This is a genomic window from Chloroflexota bacterium, from assembly GCA_014360805.1.
Taxonomy (GTDB): Bacteria; Chloroflexota; Anaerolineae; order DTLA01; family DTLA01; genus DTLA01.
Window position 1 is genome coordinate 1 of sequence record JACIWU010000022.1, and the last position, 14,298, is coordinate 14,298.

Genomic DNA, 14,298 nt, shown 5'->3' on the forward strand with positions numbered 1-14,298 from the left:
GGGAGAGGGGACGGCGGGCGAACACCCCCTTCTCGCCCCGCGTGCGGGGAGAGAAGGGGGCAGGGGGATGTGAGGGGTGATCCCCCGCGCGAGCGTCAGTGCGTCTGCCGGCGCACCTCTAGGACATTGGGCAGCCGGTAGATGCGCGTGAGGATGCGGCTCAACTGGTCAATGTCCTCTATCTCCAGCGTGGCAGTGAAGATGGCCGTATTGTCGCGCTTGTCCGTGCGGGCGTTGACGGCGCTCATGCTGGCCTTCTCGTCGGCCACGACCGCGGCGATGTCGCGCAGCAGGCCGCCTCGGTCGTAGGCGCTCACCTCAATCTTGACGGGGTACGTCTGGCGTTTGGCCACGCCCCAGTCCACCTGGATCAGGCGCTCGCGGTCGGTGCGGGCCAGTAGGTTGGGGCAATCACGCCGATGGATGGTAACCCCCCGCCCGCGCGTGATGTAGCCCACGATATCGTCGCCCGGAAGCGGGTTGCAGCATTTGGCCAGCGTGGTGAGCAGGTTGCCCACGCCGGTAACGGTAACCTCGGACGTGGAGATCTTCGGGGGCGGCGGGGCGGTGGGCGGCAGGGCCAGTTCGGCCGCCACTTCCCGCTCAATCTCCAGCGCCTTGGTGGTCAGGTGCTGCAGGCTCACGTCGCCGTAGCCAACGGCGGCGAAGAAATCGTCCACCTTGTCAAACTGGAGCGCACGGCCCAGTTGCTCCAGGTTCACGTCCTCCAGCCCCAGGCGTTTCAATTCGCGCTCCACGATGGTGCGGCCCTGGGCGATGTTCTCGGCGCGGTCCTGCTTCTTGAACCACTGGCGGATCTTCTGCTGCGCCCGCGAGGTCTTGACGTACCCCAGGTGCGGGTTCAGCCAGTCGCGGCTGGGGCCTCCGCGCTTGGCCGTGATGATCTCCACCTGGTCGCCCGTGCGCAACTGATAGTCCAGGCTCACCAGCCGCCCGTTCACCTTGGCGCCGCGGCATCGGTCGCCGATTTCCGAGTGAATGTGGTACGCGAAGTCAATGGGGGTGGAGCCGGCCGGCAGGTCTATCACCTCGCCCTTGGGTGTGAACACGTACACACGGTCCTGGAACACGTCGGTCTTCATGGAGTCCAGGAACTCGCTCGCCGAGGCCACCTCCTGGCGCCACTCCATCAGCGACCGCAGCCAGGCGATCTTCTTCTCAAAGGCGATGTCGCGCTGTTTGCTGCCCTCTTTGTAGCGCCAGTGGGCGGCGATGCCGTACTCAGCCGTGCGGTGCATCTCGTGGGTGCGAATCTGCACTTCCAGCGGCTTGCCATCGGGGCCGACCACGGCGGTGTGCAGCGACTGGTACATGTTATCCTTGGGGGTGGCGATGTAATCGTCAAACTCGCCGGGGATGGGCGTCCATAGGCTGTGTACCACCCCCAGCGAGGCGTAGCAATCCGACACGGTGTCCACGATGACGCGCACGCCCTGCACATCGTAAATCTGGTCAAAGTCCAGCCCTTTGCGCTGCATCTTGCGGTAGATGCTGTAGATGTGCTTGGGGCGGCCATCTACCACGGCCTCAATGCCGGCCTCGCGCAGGCGCTCCTTCAGGGTGGCCGCCACCTGCGCGATCTGGCGTTCGCGGTCGCCGCGCCGTTCGGCGATGCGTTGAGCGATCTCGCGGTACATCTCGGGATCCAGGTAGCGGAAACTCAGGTCTTCCAGTTCCCACTTCAGTTGCCAGAAGCCCAGGCGGTTGGCCAGCGGCGCGAAGATGTCCAGGGTCTCCTGCGCGATTCGGCGGCGCTTGTCCTCGGGCAGCGCGCCCAGGGTGCGCATGTTGTGCAGGCGGTCTGCCAACTTGATGAGCACCACGCGCACGTCGTGCACCATGGCGAGGAACATCTTGCGCAGGCTCTCGGCGCGCTGCTCCTCCATGGTGGCGCGGCCTTCGCTGGACAGGCGGTCAATCTGGCCCAGTTTGGTTACGCCGTCCACTAGGCTAGCGACCTCGGTGCCGAACATCTCGCGCACCTGGTCAATGGTTACCGCCGTGTCCTCGGGCACGTCGTGCAGCAGCCCGGCGGCGATGGTCGTCGGATCCAGGTGCAAGTCGGCCAGCATCAGCGCCACGGCCAGGCTATGCACGATGTACGGCTCGCCCGAAGCGCGCGTCTGGCCAGCGTGGGCGCGCTCGGCGACCTCGTAGGCGCGCTCTATGAGTTCCCGGTCCTCTTGCGAGACCGAGGCTGTGATCCGATTGAGAACACCCGATACGGTCATGGTCAAGCCACCACTGGCGATTCTGCTTGGCAGTGTATTATTTTAGCACGCCCGACCGCGCCCCGCAAACCGATTGCTTCGGACCGTCTCGGTTCCAAAGTTTGTTGGCCGCGCCAGGTACACAGGGGCAACACACTTCCGAAAATACGTCGCGCCTTGGCCGCCGACACAAGACGGAACCGAATCGCCGGGCACGGTCTCGTCGCCCGTCCGTTGAGGTTCGTGGCGATTCGTGGATACGGCTTTCCTCCGTTGCGAGCGGCTTCGCCCGTCGGCGCGGCGGGCACCAACGCGCTGCGCTTGCGGGCGGCGCGCGCCGGTGCTATAATTCCCGTGCGAGAGCCGTGCACGAAACAGAAGCCTGCTGGCACCGTTCGCCGAAAGGAGGGGGTAGCCCATGAAAGGGGGCCTCGCACAGGTTCTGCGGCCTCTGCGGGGGCTGTTCCGCGGGTATCTTCACCGCATCCTTCTCATTGCCTTCTTCCTGGTTGCCTTCGTTCCCGTGGCCTTCGGCTCCCTGGCCATCTCGCGCGTGATTCAAGATTACCTGGCGCACGCCATTACCGACCGCGTGGACCGCGACATGAACCTGGCGCGGGCGTTCTACGATAGCGCGCGCCGCCAGGTTACGGCCGTCGCCGTCAGCCTGGCGCTGGACAACGAATTGCCCATATACCTATCGCCCGAAAACCTCTCAAAGGACGAAACCCTGCGCGTCATGGAGCGAATGATCCAAAACCGCATCGTGAGCAATGAGTTGGAGGGGACCCAGTTCATCGGCGTGTTCCGCCCCGACGGGCATCTGGCGGCCGGGCGCGTCCTCTTCGCGTATGGGGTCCAGCGTCCTATCCGCCGCGACATAGATTGGAGCAGCCTGCCCATCGTGGCGGCGGCGCTCCGGCGGGGCGCGCTGACATCGGGCACGGAGATCGTCCCTGCCGAGTATCTGGAACCCATTGGCCTGGCCGAGCAGGCGCACATCCCGCTGATAGAGACACCGAAAGCCTCTCCAGAACTGTTTGACCCGCGAGAGGGCACGGCGGGCCTGGCGCTGATGGCGGTGGCGCCCGCACGCGGGCCTTCCGACGAGGTCCTCGGCTTCGTGGTCGTGATGCAGTTGTTCAACCGCGACTTCACCCTGGTGGACCGCATCAAGCAGGTCGCCGGCGTGGACACGGCCACCCTCTTCCTGGGCGACTGGCGCGTGTCCACCAACGTGCTCACGGAGACAGGCGAGCGCGCTATCGGCACGCGCCTGTCCGAAGAAGTCGCCAAAGTCGTCTTGTACGAGGGCCAGGAGTACACCGGCCGCGCGTTCGTGGTGAAGGAGGACTTCATCACGCGCTACTCCCCCTTGCACAATCATGCCAATCAGGTGGTGGGCATCCTATACGTGGGCGCGCGAGAGGAGGCGTTCCTATCGCTGGTGCGCGACTTCAACCGCCGCGTCGTCCTCATCGCCGTCGTGAGCATTCTCATCGCGGTGCTCTTGTCGCTGCCGGTGGCCCGCTCCATAACCCAACCCATCAGCACACTGGTAACGGCCAGCGCTCGGGTCGCCTGCGGCGACATGTCCGTCCGCGTGCCCGAGAAGGGGCGCGGCGAACTCCGCGAACTGTCCGAATCCTTCAACCGCATGGTGGACGAATTGCAGTCCACCCAGGACGAACTCCTGCACGCCAGGAACCTGGCCTCCATCGGCCAGTTGGCGGCGGGGGTGGCCCACGAGATCAACAACCCCCTGGGCACCATCATGCTCTACTCCGACATCCTGAACCGCGAGGTGCCTCCCGACTCCACCATCAAGGACGACTTGCAGATGATCTCGCGGGAGGCGACGCGCTGCAAGGAGATCGTTACGGCGCTGCTGAACTTTGCCCGCCAAAGCCGCGTCATGGCCCAGGAGACCGACGTCAACGACCTGGTCCGCGAACTCGCCAGCGATTTGGAGCGCCTGCCCCTCTACGAGGACGTCGTCATCGTCCAGAAGTTGGCGCCCGACCTTCCCATCATCCAGGCCGACCCGACGCAATTGCGCCAGGTGCTGGTGAACCTGGCCAACAACGCCGCCGAGGCCATGCCCGAGGGCGGCACGCTCACATTCACAACGGCGCTGGACCCAGCGGGAGATCGGGTTCACATCTCCGTGGAAGATACGGGCATCGGCATCCCGCCGGAGAACATCCCCAAGTTGTTCACGCCGTTCTTCACGACCAAGCCCATCGGTCGCGGCACGGGACTGGGCTTGGCGATCACCTACGGCATTGTGAAAATGCACCGCGGGCAGATCACCGTGCAGAGCCAGGTGGGCAAAGGGACGCGGTTCACGGTGATCCTGCCGGTGCGCATCGCGCAGGCCCAACCGACCGGCGCGGATGAAAGCGCCGCAGCATAAGCAGGAGGCCGCCGCATGACAGAGAAATACCCACGCATCCTGGTCATTGACGACGAACTCGGAATCCGCGAGGGGTGTCGGCGCGTGCTCGCGCCCCTGGGGTATTCGGTGGAGGTGGCGGAGAACGGCGCCGAGGGGCTGCGCAAGGTGCAGGAGTGGAGCCCCGACCTGGTGCTCCTGGACGTGATGATGCCGGACATCACGGGCATAGATCTGCTGGATCCCATCCACGCCCACGACCCCGACATCGTGTGCATCATCATCACCGGCTACGCCACGGTGGAACTGGCCGTGCAGGCGGTGAAGCGGGGCGCCTACGATTTCATCTCCAAGCCCTTCTCGGCCGACACGCTCATCTTGGCGGTGCACCAGGGGCTGGAGCGGCGGCGGCTGGTGCTGGAGTCCAAGCGCATGCAGGCGCTGGAGGCCGAAGCGCAGGAACTGGCGCGGGCCAAGGAGGAACTGGAGCGCCTGGATAAGATGAAGAGCGCCTTCATGCTCACCGTGGCGCACGAATTGCGCGCGCCCGTCGCGGCCATCCAGGGCTACCTGCGGCTCATCCTGGACGGATACGCCGACCCCGACAAGCAACGGGAGATGCTGGAACGGTCCGACCAGCGCGCGTCGGAGTTGCTGGCGCTGATTGAGGATCTACTGGCCCTGGCGCGCGTGAAGGATGCCGCGCCCGAAGAGAAGCGCGTGCCCGTCCCCGTGGGCGACGTGCTCAAACAGGTGGCCGATTTGCTTCAGGTGGAGGCCGCCAAGAAGCGCATCGCCTTCTCCGTTCGTGCCGAGGCCAATCCCACCGTCCTCGCCACCCGCGATCATATCCGCCAACTGTGGACAAACCTCATCAGCAACGCCATTCGCTACACGCCCGAAGGCGGCAGCGTGTCGGTGTCGCTGGCCGTGCGCGACGACGCGGTGGAAGGCGTGGTGGAGGATACGGGCATCGGCATTGCGGCCGAGGACCTGCCGCGAGTCTTTGACGAGTTCTACCGAACCCGCACCGCCAAGGAGATGGTCTCCGGCGGCACGGGTCTCGGTCTGCCCATCGTGAAGCGCATCGTGGAGACCTACGGCGGGAACATTTCCGTGGAGTCGGAGGCGGGCAAAGGGTCGCGCTTCACCTTCAGGCTGCCCCTGCATGCCGAGCCGCAGCCCGTGGCAACACCGAATGCGGCCCGCAAATCGGAAGGCGAAGCGCAGGGTTAGCGGCTCCCGATTGCGCCGTTCGGCGGGTGTGCCTGCACCTGCGCCAGGATGTCCGCCGGCGCCACCGGCTTCCTGAGCCACGCCACGGCGCCCAGCGCGGCAACGCGCTCCTGAATCTCGGCCATCGCCCCGTCCAGCGCCGACACCACGATGACCGCGGGCTGCCTGCGCGCCGCGCCCATGCAGATTTGGCGCAGAACGTCCATCCCGTCCAGCGTGTACGACATACGCATGTCCAGGATGAGGAAGTCTGCGGGGAAGGCAGCGAGCAGGGCCACGGCCTCTTTTCCGTTGTGGCACGCGCACACCTCGTGCCCTGCGCCCTGCAGCGCGAGGCGCATCTGCTCTACGAAGTCGTCGTCATCGTCCGCGATGAGTATCCTCGCCATTGGGGATGCTCCATTCTGCGCCTGGGGCGCTACCGTCGTTTGAGCAGGCGGCGCACCTCGTCCACGAGTCGCTGCGGGTTGACCGGCTTGGCCAGCAGTTGGTCTATGGGCAAATCTTCTCCGGTCGGGAACAGAGCCGCGTGTTCCGACGTGGGGATAGACGTGATCATCAGGATGGGAACGTCGGCGAACTCCGGCTCCTGGCGCAGATCTCGCGTGGCGTCCACGCCGTCCAGGACGCCCCTCATCATCACATCCATGATAATGAGATCGGGCTTCATGGCGCGGGCGCGCGCCAGCGCATCTTCCGCCGTGCCGGCGCTGACCACATCCATACGCTCGCTCTTCAGCACCTGGCGCACGATCTCCACGAAGTCGGGGTCGTCGTCCACCACCAGGATACGGGGCGGCGCGGTTTCCGGCAGGGTCCACTGGTGAGGCTCCTTGAACGTCGCCAACACGTGCGATGTGGACACCCGCGAGATGCCTGGGATGAGGCTGATTTTCTCGGTGAGGAAGCGCGACAGGGCCGCCGTGTTCGCCAACAGCACCTCAGCCATGATGTCGTACTCGCCGGTGAGAAAGTGGACGCAGCGCGCCTCGGGCATGGCGGCCAGGGCGCGCCCTACCCGCTCCACCTGGCCCACCTCGGCCTTGATGAGCAGGATGGTGTGGGTTTCCAGCCCCACGCGCTTGGGCTCCACGCACGCGGAGAATGCCACGATGCCCTCGTCTATAAGGCGCTCCAGCCGCTTGCGCACGGTGGCCTCGGCCACGCCCAGGGCGCGGGCTACATCCACGTTGCTGGCGCGCCCGTCCTCCTGCAGGTACCGAATGATCTCCCGATCCAGGTTATCAATCTGATACACGCCCAGCCCTCCTCAAGGCAAGGGGGTTGTGTGAGGGTCCTACTATTGAATCCCGCTACTTCAATAGAACGCTCACATCTCCATTTCGGCCTGTCGGAACAGGGAACGCACTAGACGTAGGGCAAACCGGCAATTTGCTCTACGATGACCGCCGAGAGAGCAGCGCCAACCGAACGCGCGATCTCCCGATAGGTCTCCGGGCACTATGCTACCACATCGCATGTTCTTACGAAAAAGCGAGCGTCAATAAAACAGCAATGCCACCCAACGGTCCAGGCAGGCCAGCGTCAGGATGAGTCCCAGGTATGGATACGCCGAGAGTTTGTACATTTTCCAGGCCGCCTGCGTCATCCCCGTGCGGAACAGGCGCACGCTGCTGCCGATGAGCGCCACGTTGAGCGCCAACGCCCCCACCGCGTACAACGCGCCCAGATCGCTGAACAGCGGCATGGACAGGGTTTCCACGCCCAGCGCCACCGCCAGGCCCAAGAGGATGCCCATGTTCTGGCGGGGGGTGATGGTCAGCGGGAAGATGCGCACGCCCGCCTGCAGGTAGTCGTGGCGGTACGCCTCCATGAGGCTCCACACGTGGATGGGCGTCCAGACAAAGATGAGGCCGCACAGCCCCCACATGAGCGGCTCTGGACGAGGGTTGACGCCCAGCCACCCGATGAGGAACGGCGCGCAACTGGCGAATTCGCCCAGCGGCACGTGGGTGATGGAACGCTTGCGGACGACGACGGACGCCAGGACTCCGACCAGGCCCGCGACGAAGGCCCAGGGGTTGAGCGCCCACGCGATGACCAGCCCCGCGAGCACAAGACCGATGGCCAGGGGCAACATGCGCTCGGCGGGCCATATGCGGCGGCTGGGCAGGGGGCGATGGCGCGTGCGTTCCATGCGCGCGTCCATGTCGCGATCCAGGTAGTTGGTGAGGCCGTTGGCGCCCGCGCTCCCCATGGTTACGGCCAGGGTAGTCCACAGCAGGCGGCCCAGCGGGGGCGCGCCGCCCGCCGCCAGCACCGCCGTCGCCAGGCCGGCGAACGCCAGGAGCAAGGTCTCGCGCGGCTTGAGGACCTGTATGTAGGCGCGCCAGTCGGTGCCACGACGCGCCTGTTGCAGTGGGATCGTATCATCGGCTCGCACGTTCCATTCCTCAGGCATCGGGATAGGCCCCCATGGGGCCTACGCTACGCCCATGGCGACCAGGTCCAGCCCCACCGTGAGCAGATGCTCCACCGCCGGATTGACGGGCCTGGACAGCGCCCGTAAGTCTATCGTCTTCAGGCGATTTTGGCAAACGGGACACTCGTACAAGCGGTAGGCCGCATGGCCGGTGGTGTAGTACACCATGTTGGCGTCGTTGGAGCAGAACGTGCATCCGACGCGGCGGAAGGGCCAGCAGGTGAAGCATCGCTGGCAGAACAGGTAGCGCCCGCCCACCGATGGCTCCAGTAGCGCCAGCACCGGCGCGCTGCCGCAGAACGGGCATGTGGGTCGTCGCCACTCGTCCACGGGCAGGTGGGGCACCACCCCTCCGGCCAGTCGGCGCAGTTCGCCCTCCAGCGCCATCTCCACGGCAGCCTCGGTCAGCGACGCGCCGTCGGCGAGGAGCGAGCGGCGTTCTTCCACGGCGGCCTGGGCCAGCGCCATCAGGCTCGCGGGCGCGGCCTCCACTGCCGCGCCGGCCCATTCCTGCCGGTATTTGCGGAGCACCGCGGCCATGCCCGCCACCTCGTCGGCGAAGAGGTTGCCCTCCAGCCGCAGGTCTGACCATCGCAACCAGGGGACGCCCTTCGCCAGGTCGCGGTTGTCGGGTGTGGAGAAGGGAAGGGCGCCCCCCTTCCCTTCTCCCTCAGCCAGGGCTTGCGCCGCTAGGATTTCGTCGTACAACGCCAGCAGGGCGGCCAGGCCGGGGTTGTCGCCCCTGGCCTCCCGCAGGGCGCCCAGCGTCTCGGCGATGGAGTAGTGAGGCGATAACGGCCGATCCGCGTTTGGGCTCATGGCTACTCTGCCTTGGCCTGGGCGGCCGCTTTCGCCTTGGCTTCCTCGTACAGTTTCTTGGCCCGTTCCTCGCCGTAGTACCACTTGGCGTGGTGCTCGCGGGCGTAGGACTCGGAGATTACGCCGTATCGCATGCTCACCAGCGACTGCCACATCAGCGGGTGGCCCACTGCCAGGTAGAAGTGGATGATGAACATGCTGACGGTGGCGAACATGGTCAGGTCGTGGATGATGACCGCGGCCTGGAAGACGCCCACGGGCAGCACGCCCTTGCCGAACCACATGAGCGCGCCGGTCAGCACGAAGATGATGGTGCCCGACACCAGGATCACGGCATTCATCTTCTCGCCGGTGTTCCATCGGCCCTGCGGCGGCATGTCCACGTGCCTACCCAGCAGATAGTAAGGGATGGCGCCCTTGAGCCAGCCGATGTCATCGCGCCCGAACCGCAGTTCCTTGAGCGTAAGCAGCAGGCGCCTCGGTTGCAGGATGGCGTAACTGAGCGGCACGGCTGCGAAGAACACGGCGCTGATGCGGTGCACCAGGCGCATGAACTGCCCCGCCTCGCCCCGAGCCAGCGGCGCCAGGAACGGGAAGAACAGCACCATGCCGGTCATCGTCAGCAGGATGAAGGTCAGGGTGTGCCCCCAGTGCAGGTAGCGTTCCAGCGCCGTGTAGCGCGGAATCCAGCGGATGCGGATTGCGGTGTCTGTCCCTTTGACTCGTACACTCATTCTACTTCCTCCATGCGGATGTGGCGCCGGGCGATGAAGAACGCCGTGATGGCGGCCAGCGCGGTTACGCCAAAGGATGCGCCAACCAGCGGCTGCACCCAATCCTGCCACACGTGGGTCAACGCCGGCGACGCCGGGCTTGTGGGCAGGCCGTAGGTCTCGGGCTTGTCCAGCAGAACATACATGCGCCCCAGGCCGCCCAGCAGCATGTCGCCGTACAGGTTGGCGTTGGGATGGCCGTTCTTCTGGAGGTACAGCACCCGCTCGCGCCCTTTGGCGATCATCTCATTCCGTTCGCCGAACGAGAAGGCCCCCGCGGGGCACGTCTTCACGCAGGCGGGCTTCTCGCCGTTGGTAACCCTGTCCATGCAGAAGGTGCACTTGAACGACTTGCCCTTGCCCGTCAGGACATCGGTCAGCAGGCGCGGGATGTGGAAGGGGCAGAACTGGGTGCAGTAGCCGCAGCCGTTGCACAGATCCTGCTCCAGCGTAACCAGGCCCATGGGATGATGTTTGAGCGCGCCGGTGGGGCAGACCTTGACACAGGCGGCGTCGGTGCAGTGCATGCAGCCCTGCGCCAGGAAAAGCCACCTCATCTGTCCGCCCTCGTACTTTTCAATGAAGCGGATGCGCGTCCAGGTGTAGGGCGACAGGTCGGGCGGGTTCTCGTAGGAGCCGCGGTTGGTCGTCTTGGTGCCCGGCAAGTCGTTCCACTGCTTGCAGGCCACCTGACAACCCCTACAGGCCATGCATTTGGATGAGTCGTAGAGCATCGCTACCTTTTCCATGGCTACACCGCCTTTCTGATGTCCACAAGGAAGGCCTTGTATTCGGGGATCATGGTGTTGGCGTCGCCGATGTGAGGCGTGAGGTCGTTGACGACGTCGCCGGTGGCGATGCCTGCCCAGCCGAAGTGCCAGGGCAAGCCCACCAGGTCCACCTTCTTCCCGTCCACCACCAGCGGCTGCACGCGATCGGTAACGATGGCCACGGCGGTAACCTGCCCGCGGGCGCTGCTTACGATGACCTTTTCGCCGTTCTGGATGCCCTTGCGGCTGGCCAGGTCTTTGCTCATTTCCACGAACAGTTCAGGCTGGGCCTCGGCCAGCCAGGGGAGCGTGCGGGACATGGCCCCCGCCTGCCAGTGCTCTACCAATCGGTACGTGGTAGCGACGATGGGGAACTTGTCGGGCGTTCCCACGTGGTCGCCGATTTCCTTGTCCTGGTCCGTGGTCCACACTTTGATGGCCGGATTGTTCTGAGTGCCCGACAGCAGGTTCTTGACGGGGCTTTCCAACGGCTCGTAGTGCTCGGGGAAGGGGCCGTCGGCCAGCGGGCCGAACAGCGCACCCTTGCCATCGGCGAGCATGATGAAGGGATCCTTGCCGCCGGGAGCGGTGGGCGCTTTGGTTGGGGCGAAGTCGGGCACGTCGTAGCCGACCCACTTCTTCTGGGCCTCGTCCCACCAGATGAGCGCCTTCTCCTGGCTCCAGGGCTTGCCGTTGGGGTCTGCCGAGCAGCGGTTGTAGATGATGTGGCGGTTGACCGGCCAGACCCAACCCCAGTACGGGTAGGTGCCCAGGCCGCCCGGGTCTTTGGTGCCACGGCGCTTGCAGGCGGGCAGGCGCCGCCCCTCGCCATCGTCCATCGTGGCGAAGTAGCCGGCGTAAATCCAGCACCCCGAAGCGGTAGTCCCGTCGTCGCGGAGCACGCCGAAGGTGGTGAACAGGTCGCCCTTCTTGCCCACGATGTTGCCCTTGTCGTCCACCACGTCGGCGGCCCAGTATCCGTTGATCTCCATGGCGACACGTTCCGGGTCGGGCGGGTCGCCGTAGTCCCAGACTAGGTCCAGGAGGCCCCTGTCCTTGGCGGCGGTGCTGCCGGCGTAGGCCTGCTTGATGGCCTTCACCAGACGGTCCAGAATCCAGATGTCGCTCTTAGCCTCGCCCGGTGCACGGGCCACGGCGGGCCGCCACTGGATGAGCCGCCCGCTGGTAACGATGCTGCCGGCCTTTTCCAGGGCGTCGGCGGCGGGCAGGAGGAAGACCTCGGTCTTGATGTCCTTGGGGTTGACCCCAGGCGCGTGCCAGAAGCCGGCGGTCTCGGTCTCAAACAACTCCATGACCACCATCCAGTCCAGGTTGCCCAGGCTCTTGCGCTCCATGCGGTTGTTGGGGCCCGACACCGCGGGGTTCTGTCCCATCAGGAACATTCCCTTGATCTTGCCCGCGTGCAGGGCCTGGAACAGCGAGATCCACGAGTGGTCGCCCGCCCGCTTGGGCAGGTAATCAAAGTAGAAGTCGTTGTCCTTGGTGGCGGCATCTCCCCACCAGGCTTTGAGCAGACTGATAAGGAACTTGGGCTTGTTGGCCCAGTAACCGGTCTTGGGGGTCTCCTTTTGGATGTACTCCGCCAGGTCCTTGTGGGCGGCGGCCGACGGCGTTCCGATGTAGCCGGGGAGGATGTGGTACAGCACGCCCATGTCGGTGGAGCCTTGCACGTTGGACTCGCCGCGCAGCGCGTTGACGCCGCCGCCGGGCACGCCGATGTTGCCCAGGAGCAGTTGCAGCATGGCCATAGCCCGCACGTTCTGCGACCCGACGGTGTGCTGCGTTTGCCCCATGGCGTACAGGATGGTGCCTGCCTTGCCGGGCTGGCCGGTCGCCGCGAAGGTCTCGGCTACCTTCAGGAACAGATCCTTGGGGCAGCCGGTGATTTGGGAGACCAGGTCGGGCGTGTAGCGGGCGTAGTGCTTCTTCAGGAGTTGGAAGACGCAGTTCGGGTCCTGCAGCGTCTCGTCGCGCTTGATGTTGCCGTCGGCGTCCCGCTGGTAGGCCCACGTGGTGCGGTCGTAGGCGCGCTTGGTCGGGTCGTAACCCGAGAACAGGCCGTCCAGATCCGCCGGGCCTTTGAAGTCTGGCGAGACGAGCGTGGCGGCATTGGTGTAGTTGACCACGTACTCTTTGTGGTATAGTTCGTTCTGCAGAATGTGGTTGATCATGCCGCCGAGGAAGGCGATGTCGGTGCCGCTTCGGATGGGGGCATAGATGTGGGCCTTGGATGCCGTGCGTGTGAAGCGCGGGTCCACGACGACGAGTTTCGCGCCCTTGTCTATGGCGGCGTTGATCCAGTACATGGAGGCCGGATGGTTCTCGGCCGGGTTGGCTCCGATGACGAAGACGCAATCGGAGTTCTTCAGGTCAATCCAGTGATTGGTCATGGCACCACGGCCATACGTTGTGGCCAGACCGGCCACAGTGGCCGAGTGTCATATCCGCGCCTGGTGCTCTATCCACACCAGGCCCAGGGCGCGCGCGAACTTCTGCGCCAGGTAGCAGTCCTCGTTGTTGTTGGCGGCGCCACCTAACCACGCGATCGCCTGGGTGCGGTTCACGGTTACGCCGTTGGCGTCCTTCTCCTCAAAGGTGGCATCGCGCGTGGCCTTGACCCGTTTGGCGATCTCGGCGATGGCCCAGTCCCAGGTCTTTTCCTCCCACTTGTCGCTGCCGGGAGCGCGGTACATCACCTTCTTCAGGCGCAGGTCGCTGATGGACATCTGGCGCACCGACACGGACTTGGGGTCTAGGGCCCCTCGGTTGATAATGTGGTCGGGATCGCCTTCTGAGTTGATGATGTGGCCGGTTTCGTCGGTGGCGATGAGTAGGCCGCATCCCGTGGAACAGTATGGGCAGACGGTGTGTCCCTCGCCGATGGGCTTGTGGAGCGGGAAGCGCCGCACCTCCTCGGCAGCAGCCAGCCGCGTGGGCAGGAGCAGCCCCCCCGCCGTCAAGCCCGACACCTTCATGAAATCGCGTCGGCTGATTTCCATGCGGTTCCTTCACCTCCATTCTGAGTTCCTACGATGGACTGCCCGAACACGCTCCTTGTTGTATTCCGCTTCACCTCCATGAACAGAACTTGATGATGCCCTTCCGGTCAGGGGAGTTCAAAAGTTCGCAGCAGCGCCTGATCGGCCTTTTGCAGATCGGCATTCTGGATCACGCACGAGACAGTGGAGATGGACGTGCTGATGGCCAGGATGTTGATGTTTTCCGAGGCCAGGGCGTCAAACATCTGGCCGGCGATGCCCGGACGTTCGCGGAAGTCGGGCCCGAAGATGGACACGATGGCCACATCCTCGTTCACGCGGATGCAGCCCGCGCAGAGTTGCGGGCTCACCTGATTGACCAACGCCATGGCTCGGGCCATATCGTCGCGGTCCACGCAGAGCACGATGTGGTCGCGGTTCTCGGAGTCTATGCACTGGACGATGAACTGGACGTTGATATGCGCGTCGCCCAGCGCCTTGAGCAGGGCAGCCGCAACCCCCGGCCTGTCGGGCACCGACAAGACCTCAATCTGGGCCAGATGCGTTCTGCGGATGACGCCGCCGATGCGGGTCTTTTCCATAGGGCCTCCTGGCCGCACCCGATTGGCTAC

Annotated in this window: 11 protein-coding genes; 2 read left to right on the top strand and 9 right to left on the bottom strand. The window is 65.0% G+C overall.

Translation table 11 applies throughout. The features are described from left to right. Nucleotides 1–95: 95 nt before the first annotated feature. A complete protein-coding gene (gene relA / locus H5T65_05490; GenBank protein ID MBC7258680.1) occupies nt 96–2,252 on the bottom strand; it encodes a GTP diphosphokinase in 2,157 nt (718 codons plus the stop codon). 397 nt (nt 2,253–2,649) lie between these two features. On the opposite strand from relA, the gene H5T65_05495 reads away from it, so the two are divergent. Beyond that, nucleotides 2,650–4,647 (top strand): cache domain-containing protein, encoded by a 1,998-nt coding sequence (locus H5T65_05495; GenBank protein MBC7258681.1) that lies wholly within the window; start codon nt 2,650–2,652, stop codon nt 4,645–4,647. Between the two features lie 15 nt (nt 4,648–4,662). Continuing rightward, a complete protein-coding gene (locus H5T65_05500) occupies nt 4,663–5,862 on the top strand; it encodes a response regulator (protein MBC7258682.1) in 1,200 nt (399 codons plus the stop codon). On the opposite strand, the gene H5T65_05505 is transcribed toward H5T65_05500, so the two are convergent. From H5T65_05505 to H5T65_05540, 8 genes are all read right to left on the bottom strand, one after another. Then, a complete protein-coding gene (locus tag H5T65_05505) occupies nt 5,859–6,251 on the bottom strand; it encodes a response regulator transcription factor (protein MBC7258683.1) in 393 nt (130 codons plus the stop codon). The two genes, H5T65_05500 and H5T65_05505, sit on opposite strands and share 4 nt — an antisense overlap. A gap of 29 nt (nt 6,252–6,280) precedes the next feature. Further along, entirely contained in the window at nt 6,281–7,120 is an 840-nt protein-coding gene (locus H5T65_05510; GenBank protein MBC7258684.1) for a response regulator, read from the bottom strand. Between the two features lie 243 nt (nt 7,121–7,363). Then, nucleotides 7,364–8,284 carry a protoheme IX farnesyltransferase gene (locus H5T65_05515; protein MBC7258685.1) on the bottom strand — a complete coding sequence of 307 codons (921 nt, stop codon included), beginning with the start codon at nt 8,282–8,284 and terminating at the stop codon, nt 7,364–7,366. 21 nt (nt 8,285–8,305) lie between these two features. Next, on the bottom strand, nt 8,306–9,124 hold the full coding sequence (locus H5T65_05520; GenBank protein ID MBC7258686.1) for a formate dehydrogenase accessory protein FdhE: 819 nt from the start codon (nt 9,122–9,124) through the stop codon (nt 8,306–8,308). Between the two features lie 2 nt (nt 9,125–9,126). Further along, a complete protein-coding gene (locus H5T65_05525) occupies nt 9,127–9,858 on the bottom strand; it encodes a cytochrome b/b6 domain-containing protein (GenBank protein ID MBC7258687.1) in 732 nt (243 codons plus the stop codon). Next, entirely contained in the window at nt 9,855–10,646 is a 792-nt protein-coding gene (locus H5T65_05530) for a 4Fe-4S dicluster domain-containing protein (protein MBC7258688.1), read from the bottom strand. The genes H5T65_05525 and H5T65_05530 overlap by 4 nt, the downstream gene beginning before the upstream one ends. 2 nt (nt 10,647–10,648) lie before the next feature. Next, nucleotides 10,649–13,687: a formate dehydrogenase-N subunit alpha gene (gene fdnG / locus H5T65_05535; GenBank protein ID MBC7258689.1), complete on the bottom strand. Its 3,039-nt coding sequence runs from the start codon at nt 13,685–13,687 to the stop codon at nt 10,649–10,651. 107 nt (nt 13,688–13,794) lie between these two features. Then, nucleotides 13,795–14,268 (bottom strand): ACT domain-containing protein, encoded by a 474-nt coding sequence (locus H5T65_05540; GenBank protein ID MBC7258690.1) that lies wholly within the window; start codon nt 14,266–14,268, stop codon nt 13,795–13,797. Nucleotides 14,269–14,298: the final 30 nt, after the last annotated feature.

Coding starts and splice junctions, on each gene's coding strand:
- H5T65_05500 (MBC7258682.1), top strand. CDS start 4,663: ATGACAGAGAAATACCCACGCATCCTGGTCATTGACGACGAACTCGGA.
- H5T65_05495 (MBC7258681.1), top strand. CDS start 2,650: ATGAAAGGGGGCCTCGCACAGGTTCTGCGGCCTCTGCGGGGGCTGTTC.
- H5T65_05505 (MBC7258683.1), bottom strand. CDS start 6,251: ATGGCGAGGATACTCATCGCGGACGATGACGACGACTTCGTAGAGCAG.
- H5T65_05530 (MBC7258688.1), bottom strand. CDS start 10,646: ATGGAAAAGGTAGCGATGCTCTACGACTCATCCAAATGCATGGCCTGT.
- relA (MBC7258680.1), bottom strand. CDS start 2,252: ATGACCGTATCGGGTGTTCTCAATCGGATCACAGCCTCGGTCTCGCAA.
- H5T65_05540 (MBC7258690.1), bottom strand. CDS start 14,268: ATGGAAAAGACCCGCATCGGCGGCGTCATCCGCAGAACGCATCTGGCC.
- H5T65_05515 (MBC7258685.1), bottom strand. CDS start 8,284: ATGCCTGAGGAATGGAACGTGCGAGCCGATGATACGATCCCACTGCAA.
- H5T65_05520 (MBC7258686.1), bottom strand. CDS start 9,124: ATGAGCCCAAACGCGGATCGGCCGTTATCGCCTCACTACTCCATCGCC.
- H5T65_05525 (MBC7258687.1), bottom strand. CDS start 9,858: ATGAGTGTACGAGTCAAAGGGACAGACACCGCAATCCGCATCCGCTGG.